Origin of the sequence: Embleya sp. NPDC005575 (assembly GCF_040605455.1) — a bacterium.
In the GTDB taxonomy this organism is placed as follows: domain Bacteria; phylum Actinomycetota; class Actinomycetes; order Streptomycetales; family Streptomycetaceae; genus Embleya.
The window spans coordinates 18,879-36,927 of the sequence record NZ_JBEXCV010000048.1 but is presented as its reverse complement, the minus strand read 5'-3'; the positions used below and the strand labels follow the sequence as shown (position 1 = coordinate 36,927).

Here is an 18,049-nt window from a genome sequence, read left to right as displayed (position 1 = left end):
CATCTCCTAATGGATGAGAAGTCAAGAGTGAACAATGGGTTTTTTGTTTGACACGTGTCACCAAGATCATTTCTTTAGGCGGCGAATCCGTGATTTGAATATCCCCGCATAAAGCGGTCCGGCCCCGGAACGAATTTCTTCGTTCCGGGGCCGGACCGGGTTGGTGGTGGTGCGGCGTCAGCTGATGGAGAGCGTCAGCGTGGCGTTGTAGGTGCCGACCTTCTGATACGCCGGAACGGCGAGCGAGAGGTCGGCGTCGGCGGTGAAGGTACCGCCCGTGACCGCCGCGTTGGGTGCGGAGGCCAGGGTGGCGCCGGAGCCGATCGGACCGGCGGCGCCGGCCACGGCGACGCTCGGGGAGCCCGGCCCGGCCGCGACCTTCGGAGTCCAGGAGAACTTGTCGGCGGCGATGGTGCCACCGTCACCGTTGGTGAACGCGGTGACCGCACCGGTGAGCGTCCAGCCGGTCGCGCCGCCGCGGAAGTCCTTGACGGTGACCGGGTTCAGCGCGCCGGTCATGTTCTGCGCCTGGCCGTTGAGGGTGATGTCGGACAGCTTGATGGCCGAGGCCTGCTGCGTGATGGTCAGGGCGCCGGGGGCCACGGCACCGGTGATCGTCTGGTCGAGCCCGCCGGTCGGCGGGGCGGTGACCCGGAAGGGGAGGTGCTCGATGGGGTTGCCACCCCACGGACCCGACTCCGTCACCATGAGCTGGGTGAAGCCCTCGAAGTACATCTCCGTGGTGGCGGTGAACGAACCCGAGGCGTCCGCGGTCACGTACGTGGTCTCGTCCGGTACGCCCGAGTCGTCGGACCAGGAGAACTGGACCGCGCCATTGGGTGCGAAGCCCGAACCGGTGACCGTGACCGAGGTGCCGACCGGACCGTGGTCCGGGCTGAGCGAGACCGTCCGCACGGGAGCGGCGGTGACCTTGAGCGGTGTGGTCGCCGAGGCGGCGCCGCTGCTGACCTTGACCGAGTAGTCGCCGGGAGCGACCGCGTTCGCGATGCTCACGTTGCCGGTGAGGTCGCCGTGCGAGACGGCGAGCGAGTTGGACTTGATCCCGGCCGGGTCGCACGCGGTGCCGTCGGCCTTGCACAGCGAGGGCGTCACCTGGCCGGATGGCCAGTTGGCGCCGGTGAGCGCGGTGGCGGCGCCGGCGGCGACGGTGGCGGGTGTGGCCGCCAGAGTCGGGGTCTGCGAGGCGCCTTCCACGGTGAGCGTCTGTGCGGCGGCCACCGTGTTCAGCGGGGTGCAGTCGGTGAACGACTCCACCGAGCCGAACGCGATCGTGCTGGTGTTGTAGGCGGCCGGGGTGAGCGTGACCTGGCCGGCCGTGGTCAGGGTGACCTGGCCCACGGGGTTGGTCAGGATCAGGTCCTCGCCGGCGAGCGCGGCGGGGTTGATCCGCTGGCCCTTCAGCTCGACCTTGCTGGTCATCGCCCCGCCGAGCTGGACGTTGGTCGTCGGCAGCGTGGAGTCCTTGTCCACGCCCGGGGTGTACGGGTTCGCCGGAACCTTCGCGTGGGTCTTCCACTGCCACTCGACGTTGACGACGTCGCCCACCTGATAGGTCGCCTTGGCGGGCGTGACGACCAGGTCCAGCTTCAGGTTCGTGTCGGGAATCTCCAGCGAGGGGAGCGTCCGGTTCACGCATCGTGCCTTGTAGTCGACCTCGGCGGCCTGCGCCGACGGCGCGAGCGCCAGGCCGGTGGTGCCGAGGACGATCGCGGCGCCGAGTGCGACGGTGATCTTTCCTGGAGCGAATCTGGAGGGCACCGGACTCCTTTCGAAGTTGCGTGGGTCGCGTTCCCGTTCGGGAGGGCGCGCTCCGGGGTTTGACGAGGCTCTTGGCGGGCCCCGCGCGACCGAAGCCGCGGGCCGGGTGTCCGGGTCGGATCCTCTTATGTCTTCGCGCGTTATTTAGCTATGGCTATTCAGAGAAGTCAATGGAAATCGGGGCCTCGGAAAGGTCGACACGTGTCACCAAGATCATGTCCTGAACGGGGATCTTTCAGAGGTTTGGATTTCATGATCGACTGCGCTTGTGATGCGTCACGTGTCAGTCTGTCGACAAGAAGAAAAGTACCTAGATGGGCATTGACTGTTACCGGAAGGCTTGATTCACTCTGGCTGCGGCGAGGGCGTTACGCCCCGACTGCTTCTTTATCGGCGACTTGTCGCCAGTTCGGTTCGAACACCCCTTATGGGTCTGCCGTCGGGGGTGCAGCGAGAGACGTATCAGTCCCCAACCGATCGAAGGAGCACAACCGAAATGTCGAAGTCCAAGATTCTTACCCTCGGTTCGGTCTGCGTTGCCGGCGCTGTCGCCGCCACTCTGGGCCTCGGTGGCACCGCGTTCGCCGGTGGCCCGGTCTCGACGACCTACAACTGCCAGGACCTGACGCTCGGGACCACCTACACGGGCGTGACCGGCACCCTGTCCACGTCGGCGACGCACAAGCTGCGCTTCGTCACGTCGCTCAACATGCCGACCGCGGTGGCCGCGAACCAGCTGATCACCACGGCCAAGCTCGACTCGACGAGCGGTGCCACCCAGTTCGCCGGCCAGTTCAACGACCCGATCGCCGCCGGCACCCCCTCGCTCGTCGGCCTGGGTGCGCTGCCCAAGACCGTCGGCTCGATCACCTCGGGCACGCTCACCACCCCGCTCGGCACCGGTGCCACGCCGACCGTTCCGAGCGCGACCAACTGGAGCGTGCAGATCAACGTCACCGCCGTGTCCGGCATCCCGAACCACAACATCGCTTGTGTGCTCGCCGGTTCGCAGGTGTCGCTCGCCTACTGACCCGTCGGGCAGTAGCGATCTCGGTTCGACAAGCCCGCCCCACCGTGCCGGTGGGGCGGGCTTTGCCGTGCTCCGGATCGGCGACGAGTGCGGGCGGGTCGGGCTCGGGTCGTGTGTCGGACGGTCCGGCCGCGGCGCACGGCGCCCCCGAGTTCGGGCAAGGGCGCCATCGGTGATCGACGAAACCAGCCGATGAATAATGAATGTGCGCCACCGAAACGTGTCGACGGGATTGTCTTCCACGGGTGCGCGGGAATCCGACCGCACCAATGAGAACGGGGTGGATATCGATACCCCGGTCCGATTGTCACGAGTCACCAAGATCACGACTCGTGTCGAGCGGGCGCAATGGTTATCCGGGTGGTCGACTATTTCCGTGTCGCGCTGTCGGACGGGAGGCACGGAAGTCGTCGATCGACGGAAGGTCGAAATGCGCAGGGGGTTCGGGGCATCGGATTCCCCGACCCGGGCGTACGAAGGGGCGGGAACCACCGGCTGGTGGTTCCCGCCCCTCCTGGTGTCGCCGGTGCCCTTCGGGCGCCGTTTACTTGACGGTGATGCCGGCTATGCCGAGCTTGTCGAACTTGAAACTCGTGTCGATCTCGACCGCCGTGATGCCGGTGGTCTTCTTGCTGGTCACCAGGATCCACGAGCTGAACTTGCCGTTGCGGTCGGTCCAGGCGAGGCCGAAGTTGAAGGTCGGGTTCGCGCCCTCCACGCCCGCGAGGGCGATCAGCGTGTTCGGGGTGAAGTTCTCGCCGGACACCTTCACGAACGTCCATGGGCGGACCGTGCTCTTGCTCAGCGTCACCTTGCGCTGCACGGCCGGGACGTCGGCCTTTTTGACCGTCAGCGGCGTGGACGCGGTGCGGCTGCCGTCGGTGACCTTGACGCTGTACGCGCCGTCGGCCGTGCCGGGGGCGACCGTCACGCCGCCGGAGAGCACGCCGTCGGCGCCGATCCGCAGGCTGTTGGCGGAGATGCCCGCCGCATTGCACGCGCTGCCGTCCGCGGCGCACAGGGACGGCGTGGCGGTGCCGCCCTTGGTCCAGTTGGTACCGGAGAGCGCGGTCTCCTTGCCGGCCTCCACGGTGCCCGGAGACGCGCTCAGGGTGGCTGTCTCCGGAGTGCTCTGCACGGTGATGCTCTGCACGACGCCGGAGCCGCCGGTGACCGCGCACGGCGTGGTGAAGTTGCCGTACGGCGTCACCGTGGCGGTGGTGGTCTTGGTCGGCGTCAGGTCGACCGTGCCGGTCGCGGTGGCCGGGACCTGGAGCTTGACCGTGAACGGCGGGCTCTGGATCGGCGTGTTCGCCGGGATGTCGATCGTGGTCTCGGCCCCGGTGAGAGTGACCGAGCCGGTGGCTCCGCCGGACAGGGCGAAGTCGATCGACGGCGTCATCTTGATGCCGTTGAGCGCGGCGGGGCTGGTGGCCGGGCTCGCGCCGAGGGTGATCTTCAGGTCGAGCGTCTCGCCGGGCTTGGCGGTGGTCGGCCCGTCCACGGTCACCGACATCGGCCCGGTCTTCTCGCCCTGGCCCAGCGGCAGCGAGCAGGTGACGGTCGGTGTGGCGGTGCCGGCGACGGCGACGGGCGCGGCGGCCAGAAATCCGGTGATCGCCAGTGTGCCGACGCCGAGTCCGGCGGCCAGGCGCATGGTGCGTTGCTTCATGAGGTGCTGCTCCCTGTCCTGCGTTCCTTGCCGGCGGCGGGCGTTGGCGTCGCGTCGGCGGCATGGGGCGGATACGCGCGTGGTAAGTGGAACGTGTTACAGAAGTGGGGCGGGTCACATTGATGCGCTTTCATCCGGCGAAGTCAAGAGGCGCGAACGCCCTATGTGACCGGCGAGTACGCCTGCATCGAGGCGCCGACCTGCACTGACACGTGTCGTATCGAAGTAGTGGAACAAGTTCCACTTCGCGATTGAGCAGAGTGCCGCGGGAAAACGAAGGGGCGTCCACCGGCACCTCGGAAGGTGTCGGTGGACGCCCCGGACAGGGCTGATGCGCCGTCAGGAGACGGTGAGCGTCAGGGTTCCCGTGTAGGTGCCGGCCGCCTGGTACGCCGGGATCGCGAGCGACAGGCCCGCGTTCGCGGTGAATACGCCACCGGTCTTGTGCGCCGGGTCCGTCGACGCCGCCGAGCTGCACAGCAGCCCGCCGTTGACCGCACCCGCCGAGCCGGTCACGACCTGGCTCGCCGAGTTCGGCTCGGCCACGCACCGAGGCGTCCAAGACAACGCGGAGGCGGGCAGGGAGGCGCCGCCCTCCGCCTTGAAGTCCGAGACGGAGCCGGTGAGTTGCCAGCCGAGTGTGCCCTTGCGGGCATCGGTGACGGTGACCGCGTTCAGCGAGCCCGTCATCGACTGGTCATGGTTCGCGAACGGGACGTCCGCGAGCACGACGCCGTTGCCGGCCTGGGTCATCGACAGCGTCCCCGGCTCCTCGCCGGGACCGCCACCACCCTCGAAGGTGAACGCGGCGAGCGCCATCTTGTTGCGGTCGCTCTTCTCGGACGCCCGGATCTGCGTCGTGCCGGGCTTGGTCACCGTCAGATCGACGGCGAACGTACCGTCCGCGGTCGCGGTGGCCTCCACCGTGTCACCGGTCGCGCCGAGGCCGGCGTCCAGGGTCTCCAGCACGACGGGCGCACCGGGGGTGAAGTTCTTCCCCGTCACATGTGCCTTCGTACCCGAGGGGCCCCGGTCCGGCGTGGCGGTGATCTCGCGCGGCAGCACGACCGCCGAGGTGACCGTGATCGGCGCCGTCAACGAGGTGATTCCCACGGTGACCTTGACCAGGTACTTGCCCGGTGTCACCTGCGCGCCGAGCGTGGCCTGCGCGGTGAGCGCGCCGCCCTGTGCCACCGAGCCGGACCCGGCGACGAACGCGGAGCCGGTGCAGCCCGAACCGTCCTCCGCGCACAGCCGGACCTGCGGGTTGCCCTGGCCGGTCGGCCAGTTCGCCCCGGACAGCTTCACGGTGTCACCCGGCTTGAGCAGGTTCTGATCCACGATCAGATTCGCCTGGTCGGGTTGGCCGACCGCGATCGAGTGCGAGACCGCCGGAGTTCCGGTGGGTACGCCGCTTGACGAGATGGTGATGACCGTCAAGCCGTATCCGGCGGGAGCCAGATCGATGCGGCCCGCCTTGGTGATCTTGAAGGTGCCCTTCATGTCGCCGACCTTGAGCACCTCGCCGCCCGGAGTGGCCGGGTTGCCCTTGGGCCCACTGACCGACACGTCGCCGGTCTGCGCGCCGGAGAGCTTCACGGTGCCGCTGGGCGTTACCGTGTCGTTGAGTGCGACGACCCAGCTGGAGGGGTTGCGCGGGTAGCCGATCCATTTCCAGCCCACGGTGACCTCGTCGCCGATCTCGTACCACGGCTTGGCCGGGGTAACCGAGAGCGCGACCTGGGGCTCCCAGGCGAAGACCGGGCCGTTGGCCCAGGCCGGGGTGTAGCGCACGCCGTAGGTGACCGGCTCGGAGTGCCGCAGCGCGTCCTTGGCGACCGAGATCGGCACCAGGACCGACGCGCCGCCCGAGCGGATCCGGACCTGGCGAACGGCATCCGGCACATCGGCGCCGACCTTGACCTGGCCGGCCAGCTTTCCGGAGGCGTCGACGGTGAGGGTGGATCCCGACGCCCCTTCCGGTGCACAGGCGTTGCCGCTCGGGTCGCACAGATCCACGGTGACGCCGCTCGCGTCGACCGGCCAGTTCTCGCCGGTCACATCGACGGCCGAGCCCGGCCGCACGATGTTGCGATCGAACGTTGCCGTCGGCGCCTTGATCGCGCCGTCGACCTTGAGCGTGGTGCCCACGCCCGGCGTGCCGTTGGGCGTACAGGGTGTGTCCCAACTGCCGAACATGTTCGCGGTGCTCGTGTAGCCGCCGGGGGAGAGCCTCAGCTCGCCCGGCTTGGCGATCTTCAACTTGCCCGTCATGGTCGACAGCCACAACTTCTCGCCGCCGGGGGTCTGCGCGTTCTTCTGCGGACCCTCCATGGCGATCTCGCCGCCCTGCGCTCCGGAGACCAGGACCTTGCCCCGAGGCTTGACCGCGTCGGCGTTGACGGTCACGGAGGAAGGGTTCTTCGCCGCGTCCTTCCACGTCCAGGTGACGGTGACCTCGTCGCCCACGTTGTACTTGGGCTTGACCGGATCGACCGTGAGGTCGACCTGGGCGTCGAAATCGAACGGACCGCCACCGATGCTCGGCGGTACACAGTGCACGTTGTACGTCACAGGAGCCGCGCTCGCGGACTGTGCCCCCGCGCCCACGCCCAGGGCACCCGCCACGAGGGCGGTACCGAGCACGCCGGCCACGCGCTTGTTGCGGAGTCTGGACCCAGTGCTTTCCCTGGTTCTTGGTCTGAGCATGTGGTGCTGTCCCTCCTCGGGATGCCTGCCTGGCCCGCCGGGGGAGCGGGCAGTCGAACACCACACCGGGACCGGTCCGCCGCCGTCGGTGACCCGCGCGGCGCGGGCCGGTCGGTTCGGTGCCGTGCGCCGATTCGACGTCGGCGGGGTGACACCCGACCCCACCGTTGTCACCCGGTCGTTCTGCTGATGCCTTCTCCTGAAACCTGTTCCAGAAAACAGCGCCTCCCATTGAGCCCGGGGGCGTTTGCGAAGTCAACAGCGGAACGCGATCCGACGACAACGATTTGTGTGCGCACTCGCCGGGCGTTCGACGGGTGGGAATGGGCGACGGGACGCCCACCGCGCAGTGAGGGAATGCGGCGGACGTCCCGTGCCGATGAACCGATGCCCGGTGTCAGGAAATCGACAGGGTCAGCGTCGCGCTGTAGTCGCCGGCGCCCTGGTAGGCCGGAACCTTCAGGTCGATGTCGGCGTCGGCGGAGAAGGTGCCGCCGGTGTTGGTCGTGCCCTGGGCGACCGAGGCCAGGGTCGCGCCCGAGCCGATGGTGCCCGCGCTGCCCGCGACCGGGGTGCCCTTGGACTTCTCGTCGGCCTTGGTGGCCTTCGGCTTCCAGGAGAAGTTGTCGGCGGGGATGGTCTCGCCGGCCTGGGTGGCGAAGTCGGTGATCGAACCGGTCAGCGTCCACCCGGCGTTGCCGCCGCGCAGGTCGGTCACGGTCACCGTGTTGAGCTTGCCGGTCATGGTCTGGTCCTGCGCGCTCACGCCGACTTCGGACAGCCGGATGCCGCCGGACTGCTGGGCGATGGACAGCGCGCCCGCGGTGATCGTGCCGTCCAGCTTCTGGGTCAGGTCGCCGGGCTTGGGCGGGTCGACCTTCTTGCGGACGAGCAACTGCGCCTGGGCGGACTTGCCCTCGCTGTCGGCCACCGCGAGGGTGTGCGTGCCGTTGGCGACGTTGTCGGCGAGCTTGACGTTGCCGGTGAGGTTGCCGGACGCGTCCACGGCGAGCGTGGAGGCGGCGATGCCGGCAGCCCCGCCGTCCAGCGTCGCGGTGACCGCGCCGGGTGCGAACTTGGAGCCGGTCAGGGCCACTTGGCTGCCGGGCTCGACTGCGGTGGAGGGCGCGTTCAGCACCGGCTTGTCGGCGGCGCCGACCTTGAGGGTGGCCGAGGGGGCGACCGCGGTGACCGGGTTGCACTTGGTCTCGGCGTCGAGGCCGAACGCCTTGGTGAAGGTCGAGTACAGACCCGGGGTCAGCGTCACGTCGCCGGCCTGGGTCAGCTTGACCTTGCCGGTCATGTTGGTGAGCACGAGCTCCTGGCCCGGCAGGGTCTCCGGGTTGATCCGCTGACCCTCGACCGCGACCCCGCCGGTGGCCGCGCCGCCCAGGGTGACGCTGCCCTTGGGCAGGGTGGAGTCCTTGTCCACCTTGCCGACGACGGGGATCTCCGGCGGCGCCTTCGGGTACGACTTCCAGGTCCAGGTGACGGTGACCTCTTCGCCGATGTCGTAGCGCGCCTTGGCGGGCGCCACCGACAGGTCGATCTTGAGGTTGCCGTCCGGGATGACCAGGTTCGGGACGATCTGGTTGACGCAGTGCGAGGTGTAGTCCACGTCGGCCGCGTTCGCGGCGGGTGCGAGGGCCACCATGCCGACGGTGCCGGCGATCGTCACGACGCCGAGCGACGCGGCGAGTTGCCTGTTTGCCTTGAACATATGATGCGTTCCTTTTTCTCGGTTACCGCTCTGCCGGCGCCGGGGAGGGCGGGGCAGCCGAAACATCACTTCGAGCGACCGGGCGCGCCGCCGCCGGGCATGGACATGCCGTGCGGGGGCCTCGGTGCCTCGTGCGTGACCGGGCGGGTGCCGCCGTGAGGTGCGGCCCTGCCGGCTCGGTGGAACGTGTTACAGAAATTGTGCGTGATCATTCCGCTTCAGGAAGATCGCAAAGTCAAGGGATTCGCGTGCGGAAACGAAAGGACGCCCTCCTCGGGTGCTGCGAGGAGGGCGTCCGGTTTCCGTCGGTGACTCAGCTCAGACTGAGCGTCAGATTCCCGGTGTAGGTGTCGGAGCGCGAGCCGCCGGGGAGCGACAGGTTCAGCAGGGCGTTCGCCTCGAACGCCCCGCCGGTGACCGCGCCGGTGCTCGGGTTCTGCCGACAGAGCACCTCGGCGCTGCCGCCGACCGTGCCTGGCACTCCGGTGCCGACGGTGGCGGGCGGGCCTTCGACGGTCGTGCAGGCGGGGATCCAGGTGAGTCGCTGGGCCGGGACGATCTCGCCGCCCTGGCCGACGAAGTCACTGGCCTGCGCGGTCAGCGTCCAGCCGAGCGTGCTGCCGCGCCGATCCAGGATGGACACCGGGTTCAGCCTGCCCTCCAACTGCTGTGCGTCGCCGCTGGGTTGGAACTGCGGCATGGTCACGCCGGCCGAGTTCTGGCGCATGAACAGCGGTCCGGCCACGGCGTCCACGGGGGTCTGCGGCACCTGGCCGGCGGGCGGCGGCGGAAGGGGCGGGGCGCTCGGTGGAGGCGCGGTGGCCGCCGTGGTGGGGCCGGGGGTGGCGCCGGCTCCGCCGAGCGTCGGGTCGCCCACGGTGCCGGCGGTCGGGTCGGTCGTGGCGCCGCCGGAGGGTGGGGCGGAGGGCGTGCCGGGGGTGGCGCCGTTGCCGGACGAGCCGGCCGAGCCGCCGCCCGCGCTCTGGCCCGGGGTCTGGGTCATGCCGACCTGGATGCTCGCCGACACCGGCAGGCGGTCCGGGTGGACCGGGGTGCACGGGGAGTCCCGGATCGCGACCTGCTTGAGCACGTACGCGCCGGGGGCGAGGTCGATCCGGCCCTCGGTGGCGATGGTGAACCGGCCGGTCATGTCCGCGACCGGGAGCGGTTGGGAGCCGCCGACGCTCGGGTGCTTCGCGGGGCCGGTGAGCGCGATGTCGCCGACCTGGGCGTTGGAGAGCTTGACCGTGGCGTTCGGCGTTTCGGCGTTGGCGGGTACGTCGATCCACGTCCACGGGTTGCGTGGCGGCGTGGCCCAGTGCCAGGTGACGGTCACCTCCTCGCCGACCTTGTACGTGCCCTGCTTCGGCGCCGACACGGACAACTCGATCCTGGGCTTCCAGGTGAAGTCGGGACCGCCCCAGACTGGCGGTTGGCAACTCACCTCGTGCTCCACGGGCGCCGCCTGGGCCCCGGGTGCGACCGCCGTGAGACCTGCCGCACCGGCGGCGAGCACGCCTGCCCCCAGTATCGCGAACAGCCTCCTGCGGGGTGGAACCATGCGCGGGACGCTCCCTTCCCTGTTTTTCTTCCTCGGCTTCGGCCGGACCCCGATCGTTCGGGCCGGGGGATGGCCTGAAACGTGTTCCATAAATAGACCAAATGCCCATTGATTCCGCTCGCCTGACGTGGTGTCAAGGGATCCCGGCCGGCTGTGACGGGTTCGAGAAGCGCCGGCACGCGGCGTGGGCGCCGACACGGTGGGACTCCGATGGCTCTCGCCCGAAGTCTCACTGTTTGGGAGCCTTTCGCGCCGCACTTGTACGCGACACGTGTCGAGTTTGTGGGGGCCTGTCAACCGTCTTGTCGACACAGTGATTTAGCTGGTCCGCGCGATATGGAACCGTGTCCGACGAATGCAGGTTTTCTGCTTTTCGCTGTTGTCCGCTCATGCCACTTGTCGTACCGTCACCCGAAGATCTGACGTGACATCAAGTACTGGAACAGTCTCGATGTCTCCCGGATGCGCCAAGGGAAGCCCCTCCAGGGAACGCGAGGCGTATCCCACCGGTGCTTGCGTGGTCCGGTTTCCCGCCCGGTCCGCGCCTCGAAAGGGGGAAGTCGGGTGTGGCGACCGCGTGTACCCGATGCGTCGGGGCGCGTGCCGGGTCGGTGCAGGCCGACATGCCGGAACGGCCCTGCTGAGCGCGCGTCGCTCCGGCCGTTTCGATCAGGACTTCTCGACGAGCAAGAAATCCCCCCGAAGGGAGAACCACCGTATGGTCAGGCCCAATAAGCGAACCGCAGGCGGCTTGGCGGCGTTCGCCGTCATGGCGGGCAGCATGCTGGCGTTCGCGCCGCAGGCCGCCGCAGCGCCGGTCACCACGCAGCTCAAGTGTGACTTCAGCGACCCCACCGTCAAGGCCGCCATGGACAACAAGGACTCCGTGACCGGTGCGCAGGCGTTCACCGTCACCGGCCCGGCCTCGGGCGAGGCGGGCAAGTCGATCAAGTTGAACATCGACCCGGGGGTGAGCCCGGCGTCCTCGCCACTGGGCACCTCGGTCAAGATCACGCCGACGGTCACCTTCACCGCGAAGTACGACGGCGGCTCCGCGACGGTGAGTGCGGTGGGCGCGGCAACCACCCTGACCCTCGTGGCCAAGGCCGGCATCGACGTGCCCGCGTTCGCGGCCAACGTCTCGGTGCCGCAGAAGGCCACCGGGAAGGTGGACCTGATTCCCAAGACCTTCGGTCTGAAGATCGAGGTCATCAACCCGCCGCTGACGCTGAACGTCCCCTGCTCCATCACCGACGAGGCTCCTCCGGTGGCCTACTCGGTGACGGTTCCGGCCGCGAGCACGACCGGGGGGAGCACCACCTCGGGCTCCACCAGCACCTCGGGCTCCACCAGCTCGGGGTCCACCAGTACCTCGGGGGGTACGACGGCGGGCGGAGACACGCTGCCCAAGACCGGCCCGCTGGACGACGCGCTCTCGATGGGCCTGCTCGGCGGGACCGTCGGTCTGCTCGGCATCGGCGGAGTACTGCTCGCGACTCGTCGGGTGCGGTCCTCGCGCAACGCCTGACCGAGATTTGCGGACGGTCGGCCTTCCGGTTCGGGAGGCCGACCGCGGCGCTTGCCGGCGGCTATTGACTATGCGGCGGGATCGCGCGTGAATGGCACGCCAGAATCTGCAACAGGTTTCAATTTGTGGCTCAGGGTCCGTGTCCCGCAAGGGAATCGACGGACAGCGGGACGGCCGCCTCGGCCGTGTGCAACGGATCTGGAGCGAGGCGACCGCGCAGGTACGGCACCGGAGCGCCGGGCTCACGGTAGTGCGACGCTCCTCGGCACCCGCTCCGGTGTGGTGTTCGACCACCCCGCCCCCGGCGGCCGGTGGCAACCCCCTGAAGGGAGCAGCACCACATGTTCAAACCCAGCAAGAAGGTCGTCGCGACGTTCGGCGTCGCGGTGATCGCGGGCACCGCGGGACTGGTGGCGGGTGCGCCGATGGCCTCCGCCGCTTCGGTGAATCCGGATCTGAACTGCACCGAGCCGATCCTGCACTGGAACAAGTCCGGTAAGCAGACGTTCGACGTCTCGCTCACCCCGGACACCGGCTCGGCACCGGGGACGGTGCAGGCCAAGGTCGACGCGGGCGAGAACCCGCTGCGGACGGACACCCCGTTCCCGGGTATCGGCTTCGTCGGCCAGTACACCTTCACGTTGAGCACCGGCGGCGAAGTCACGCTTACCGCACCGAAGTTCACCGCGGACATCGGGCCCACCCAGGGCATCAACCCGCCGGAGTTCACCGCCGACCTGGCCATTCCGCAGGCCGCGCCGGGCACCCGGATCGACCTGACGCTCAAGACGTTCGCACTGGACGTCTATCTGGCCGGCCAGCCCAACAAGATCACCACGGCCACCTGTCAGGTGACCGGCAACAACGGGGTCGTCGCCTCCTACAAGGTCGCCGACGCCCCGCCGCAAAACCCGACCCTGACCACCACGCCCGGACAGGTCAAGCCCGGCGGTGCCCTCACCGTCGCCGGGACGAACTGGCCCGCGGGTACGCCCACGGTCGAACTGTGCGACGCGAGCGGCAACGCCTGTGACGCGACCAAGGTCACCGGCGCGCTCACGGTCACGGATGGTGCGCTCGCCGGCACCGCGACGATCGGCGCGACCGTCGCGGACGGCTCGTACCAGCTCAAGGTCACCGTCGGCGACAAGTCCAAGACGTCGAACGTCTCGGTCAAGGCCGATGTGCCGAGCAACCCGCGCAAGCTCACCCTGGACCCGACGCACGGGCCGGTCGGCACCGAGGTCACCGTCGCCGGCGAGGGTTACACGCCCGGCGCGGATGTGTACGTGATCCCGACCAACGCCGCTCAGCAGCCGGACGTTCCCGGTCTGGTGATGGCGAAGGCGGGCGCCGACGGCAAGTTCACTGCCAAGGTGAAGGTCACCAAGGCCGACACCACGCTGATCGCGGCCTCCGAGGACACCACCGGCACGCTGTCCGCAGGCGCGCCCTTCACGGTCGACGGCAACCCCCCGACCGGCTCGCTCAAGCAGGACCTCACCGGCACGATCGCCGGTGGCGCCCTGACGATCTCCCAGGAGAACGGCGGGATCAAGCTCTCCGACGTGACCCTGAACGGTACCGAGCAGAACATGACCGGCGCGCTGAACACGGTGACGGTCAAGGACTACCGCGGTGGCTCCACCGGTTGGACGCTGACCGGTGCGGTGACCGACTTCAGCAACGGCGCGGGCGGCACCATCGCGGCGGAGAAGTTCTCCTGGACTCCGAAGATCACGCCCGGCGAGGGTTCGCCGAGCCAGGCGGTGGCCGGTAGCACGGGTCCGATCGGCAAGACCGGCGCCACCCTGGCGTCCGCGCCCAACGCGGATGTCACCGGCGGCACGTTCAAGGCCGACGCGGGTCTGTCCCTCGCGGTCCCGGCCTACCAGGCACCCGGCAACTACAGCGCGACGCTCACTCTCTCCATCTCCTGATCGAAATCTCCGGCCGGACCCGTCCGGCGCGGAGACCTCGAACGGCCTCGACACCAGGGGACCGTGCGTCACGGAAAACCATCCGTGGCGCACGGTCCGCCGGAGCGGGCCGCTGCGGATCGACGCAGAGCGGAGGGTGGGGCGGGCAGCCGGCCCGTCCCGCCCACACCGCACTCGTGCGATCCGCGCACGCACCATCCAGGCACACAGCGCGGGCCCTTCGGATCCGCTCCCGAAGCCGGCCCTTTCGATCCGCAGCACACAGACCAGCTGGAGACACCGATGACGGGCACCCCGGCCCCCCTGAGCCGCCGGCAAGGCGGACGTATCCGATCCCTGGCCACCCTGTTCGCGGTGCTGGCCACGTTGTTCGCTTCCCTGACGCTGGTCGCGCCGACCCCCGCGTCGGCCGCGGGCAACGGCGAATGGTCGGTCGACCCGTACGTGCCCGACGGCACGAGCCAGAACGCCCGTCGCTACTTCTTCCTCGAAGGCGCCGCCGGCACCACCGTCCCCGACGTGGTGACCCTGCACAACACGAGCCAGGCGCCGCTCACCATGAAGCTGTTCGGCGCGGACGCGTACAACACGCCGCGCGACGGCGGCTTCGCGCTGCGCACGGTCACCGACAAGCAGAAGGACGTCGGTACCTGGATCCAGGTGGCGCCGGAGAACCAGACGCTGACCCTGCAGCCGGGGGAGAAGCGTCAGGTCCCGTTCAACATCGTCATCCCGCCGAACGCGACGCCCGGTGACCACCCCGGCGCCATCGTCGCGCTCAACACCGCGATCGAGGGCACCCAGCAGAAGGGCCAGATCAAGGTCAACATCCAGCGGCAGATCGGCGCTCGGGTGTACCTGCGGGTGCAGGGTGACGCGCTGCCGGCGATGGATATCCAAAAGGTCGAGGTCAAGCGGGACGCGGGCTTCCACGAGTTCTTCGGTTCGAGCAAGGCGAAGATCACCTACCGGGTCATCAACCGGGGCAACGTGATCCTGCGCCCCAAGTTCCAGCTCAAGGCCGAGGGCCTGTTCGGGAGCGAGCTGATGAGCAAGTCCGACGAGGGCGCCGAGATCCTGCCCGGTTCGACCGTCGAGAAGGTCATCGAGTGGAAGGACGCGCCGCGACTGGACCACGTCACCGTCAAGGTCGACGGCGTCGTCGCGGACCAGAACCTCAAGGACGACGCGAGCGCTTCGTACACGGCCGTGCCGTGGCCCAGCCTGCTCACCCTGGCCGCCATCCTGCTGGTCGCCGGCATCGGTTGGGGCGTGTGGCGCAACGGACGCAAGGGCAAGGGCAACGGCGGGGATCCGGCCGAGCCCGGCGGCCCGGCGGGCCCGACCGACGACACGACCGTGTTGCCGCCGATTCCGGCCGCGCCCGCGCCGGCCGGCGAGACCGTCGCCGAGCACGCGCAGGCCGCGCCCGCGCCGGCCGCGGTGCCGGACGAATCCACCAAGGCGTCGGCGTCGGCGGAGACTTCCGGGGAGTCCGCGGACGCCGCAACGCCGGGCGAGAAGGAAAGCGGGGTCGAGACGCCGGCCGAGAGCGGGCCGGTCGTGATCGCGAAGGATGCGAAGGCGGAGCAGGCCCAGGACAAGCCGGCCGACGTCGCGGCGGGCGAGGACGAGTCGGCTGCGGTCGAACAGGCCGACGACAAGCAGGTCGATGCCGAGCTGAACGAGACGCCGGCGACCGAGGGCGCCGCGGCCGACGACAAGGCCGCCGAGGCCGAGTCGGCCGCCGGTGCGGCTGTGGCCGGCGACGCGGATGCCGAGGCGACTCCCGCTGTGGGGAAGGCCGCCGGGGAGGCTTCCGCCATTGCGAAGGCGGCCTCTGATGCGGCCTCCGAGGCTGAACCCTCCGAAATCGACGCAGCATCCGCCACGCCGGCCGCCGCCGAGCCGGCCGCCGAGCCCGCCACCGACCCGGCTGCCGAGGCCGAGCCCGCCGAGCCCGCCGCCGAGCCCGCGAAGAAGGCCGCGAAGCGCCCCAAGGGCAAGCAGCCCCCGGCCCGCCCGCGCGCGGACGCGCCGGCCGCCGAGGACTCCGCCGATTCCGCGGGGGTCGGCCGTTGATCGTGCTCAACCGGGTTCGTCACGCAGTTCGGGTCGGCCGCGCCCGCGGTGCCGCCCTCGCGCTGATCGCCGTGCTGTTGTCGGGGCTGGTCGCCCTGGGCGGCACGGCGCCCGCGCGTGCGGCGGACCCGGCGCCGGCCGCGGCCCCGAGCGCGTCGATCGACCCGGGCAAGGTCGCGGCCGGGGACAAGGTCTCGGTCGTCGGCGGCGACTGGACCCCCGGATCCCTCCTCCAGGCCAGCATCTGCGGGGAGAACGGTCTGCGCGGCACGGTCAACTGCGCCGCGGCCAGTGCCGCGAGCGGGACCGTGGACGCGGTCGGCAATGTCTCGATCACCCTGACCGCCGCCATCCCGCCCTCCCCGTGCCCGTGCGTGGTCCGGATCGCGGTGATCATGAACGGCCCGCCCAAGGACGCGAGCGTGCCGCTGGAGATCGACGGCGCGCCGTACGCTCCGCTGCCGGTGACGGTCAAGACGCCCGGTCGGCTGGTCTTCATCGACAGCGCCATGGTCGGCGAGGACTCGATCTTCACCTGGTTCGGCTCGCCCGTGCAGCGCCGGTTCCGGATCGAGGTGGGCAACATGGGTCAATCGGCCATCATCAACCCCACCTTCCGGATCGGCTTCTACGAAGGGGTCTACGCACCGACCTGGGAGAACTACGAGTCGCACGTCACCATCCCGCCGGGCAAGCGCACCACCATCTCGCTTCCGGTGGAACTGAATCCCCGTCAGCACGGCACCTTCAGTTGGCGGGTGACCTACGACAACCAGATCGTGGACGAACAGGCCCTGGAGGTCGGTCGTCCGTGGGGCGTCTACATCTTCGGCGCACTCCTGGTGATCGTGATCCCGGTGGCGGCCTGGCGGCTGTTCCTGCGGATCGTCGAACTGATCGGTGAGCAGCGGGCCCGCCGCACGAGCGAGCGCGAACGCGAAGTCGGGCTGGCCGAGGCGCCGTCCCGGCTGACCAGGGACGACAAGAACCGAAAGTCCGCCGAGGACAAGGCGGATGACGGCGGGTCGGATCCCAGGACGGCCAACCGACGCCCGGCCGAAGCCGGGGCCGAGCCGGTGGACCTGAGCAAGCGCCCGGTCCGCTCGATGGTCGAGACGATGGTGATCGGCGGTCCGCTGTACGCGGGTTCCGAGCCCGGCGAGGACGACCATCCCCGTGCCGCCGAGTCCGGGGGGTCCGAGCGATGACCACACGACCCCGCAGGGGGCTCGGCGCCCTGATCGCCACGACCGCCGTCGTCGGCACCGTGCTCGTGTTCTATTACGGGCCGGGCGGCGGCGAGTTGGGCCCGTCGCACACCAACGTCACCGACCAGGCGGGCCCGAGTGGCGGCGGCACCTACCGACCGGCACCGACCACCGCCGGTGACCACACGAACTCCGCTCCGCCGAGCGACACTTCGACCGGCCCGGATGCCTCCGGGTCCGACGGGGGCGACGGCGGCGGATCGGTACCCGGCGCGGGAGACCTCGACTGGGACACGAAGGTCGAGCAACCCAGCTCTCCGGCCCGGGTGGACGGCAACGTCAACCCGGGTGTTCTGGCGGTCAGTACACCCAATGCCGGACAGAGCAGGCTCACCGTGGACCGGACCAGCGGCACCGCCAAGGGTGCGCTGAATCCGATGCTGGTCCAGGACTTTCGCGGGTCGCGCAACGGGTGGACCCTCACCGGCGCAATGTCCGACTTCCGGGCGGAGGACGGAACTCGGATCGAGGCACACAACCTCGTCTGGGATCCGTATTGCACGCCCCACCCGGGACGCGGCCCCTATCCCAGCTCGGCGAAGCCCGGAAACCGGGCGCAGTCGAGCCGTACGGCGACCCTGTGCTCGACATCGTCATCACCGAGCGTCACGGGGGGTGAATTCGACGTCGGCGCGGAGCTGACCCTGCGGCTGCCCGACCGGAACACATCCGCCGAGAGCTACTCGGCGACGTTGACGCTCACGCTCAGCTGACCAACACGACGGGGTGAGTCCCGCCCCGACGAAGGGAGCACAACCTG

At 69.5% G+C, this 18,049-nt stretch carries 11 protein-coding genes; 6 read left to right on the top strand and 5 right to left on the bottom strand.

Annotated elements, in window-relative coordinates:
* Positions 1 to 177: 177 nt before the first annotated feature.
* Complete coding sequence (locus tag ABZS54_RS18360) at positions 178 to 1,779, bottom strand: hypothetical protein (RefSeq protein ID WP_355536520.1); 1,602 nt, start codon at positions 1,777 to 1,779, stop codon at positions 178 to 180.
* Between the two features lie 496 nt (positions 1,780 to 2,275).
* Here ABZS54_RS18360 and ABZS54_RS18355 point away from each other — a divergent pair, with 496 nt between their 5' ends.
* Positions 2,276 to 2,809 (top strand): hypothetical protein, encoded by a 534-nt coding sequence (locus tag ABZS54_RS18355; protein ID WP_355536517.1) that lies wholly within the window; start codon positions 2,276 to 2,278, stop codon positions 2,807 to 2,809.
* 544 nt (positions 2,810 to 3,353) lie between these two features.
* Here the strand turns inward: ABZS54_RS18355 and ABZS54_RS18350 are convergent.
* The 4 genes from ABZS54_RS18350 to ABZS54_RS18335 form a co-directional block, all read right to left on the bottom strand.
* Positions 3,354 to 4,481, bottom strand: coding sequence for a hypothetical protein (locus tag ABZS54_RS18350; RefSeq protein WP_355536514.1), 1,128 nt, complete (start codon positions 4,479 to 4,481; stop codon positions 3,354 to 3,356).
* A 339-nt stretch (positions 4,482 to 4,820) separates the two neighbouring features.
* On the bottom strand, positions 4,821 to 7,190 hold the full coding sequence (locus tag ABZS54_RS18345) for a WxL domain-containing protein (RefSeq protein WP_355536511.1): 2,370 nt from the start codon (positions 7,188 to 7,190) through the stop codon (positions 4,821 to 4,823).
* Between the two features lie 397 nt (positions 7,191 to 7,587).
* Positions 7,588 to 8,910 carry a WxL domain-containing protein gene (locus ABZS54_RS18340; protein WP_355536508.1) on the bottom strand — a complete coding sequence of 441 codons (1,323 nt, stop codon included), beginning with the start codon at positions 8,908 to 8,910 and terminating at the stop codon, positions 7,588 to 7,590.
* A 313-nt stretch (positions 8,911 to 9,223) separates the two neighbouring features.
* Entirely contained in the window at positions 9,224 to 10,471 is a 1,248-nt protein-coding gene (locus ABZS54_RS18335; protein WP_355536505.1) for a hypothetical protein, read from the bottom strand.
* Between the two features lie 718 nt (positions 10,472 to 11,189).
* On the opposite strand from ABZS54_RS18335, the gene ABZS54_RS18330 reads away from it, so the two are divergent.
* The 5 genes from ABZS54_RS18330 (at position 11,190) to ABZS54_RS18310 (ending at position 18,002) form a co-directional block, all read left to right on the top strand.
* Positions 11,190 to 11,999, top strand: coding sequence for a hypothetical protein (locus ABZS54_RS18330; RefSeq protein WP_355536502.1), 810 nt, complete (start codon positions 11,190 to 11,192; stop codon positions 11,997 to 11,999).
* 341 nt (positions 12,000 to 12,340) lie between these two features.
* Positions 12,341 to 13,939, top strand: a complete 1,599-nt coding sequence (locus ABZS54_RS18325) for a hypothetical protein (protein ID WP_355536499.1) — start codon at positions 12,341 to 12,343, stop codon at positions 13,937 to 13,939.
* A gap of 282 nt (positions 13,940 to 14,221) precedes the next feature.
* Complete coding sequence (locus ABZS54_RS18320) at positions 14,222 to 16,021, top strand: DUF916 domain-containing protein (RefSeq protein WP_355536496.1); 1,800 nt, start codon at positions 14,222 to 14,224, stop codon at positions 16,019 to 16,021.
* Entirely contained in the window at positions 16,018 to 17,229 is a 1,212-nt protein-coding gene (locus ABZS54_RS18315) for a hypothetical protein (protein WP_355536493.1), read from the top strand. Before ABZS54_RS18320 ends, ABZS54_RS18315 begins: the two co-directional genes overlap by 4 nt.
* Entirely contained in the window at positions 17,226 to 18,002 is a 777-nt protein-coding gene (locus tag ABZS54_RS18310) for a hypothetical protein (protein ID WP_355536490.1), read from the top strand. Before ABZS54_RS18315 ends, ABZS54_RS18310 begins: the two co-directional genes overlap by 4 nt.
* Positions 18,003 to 18,049: the final 47 nt, after the last annotated feature.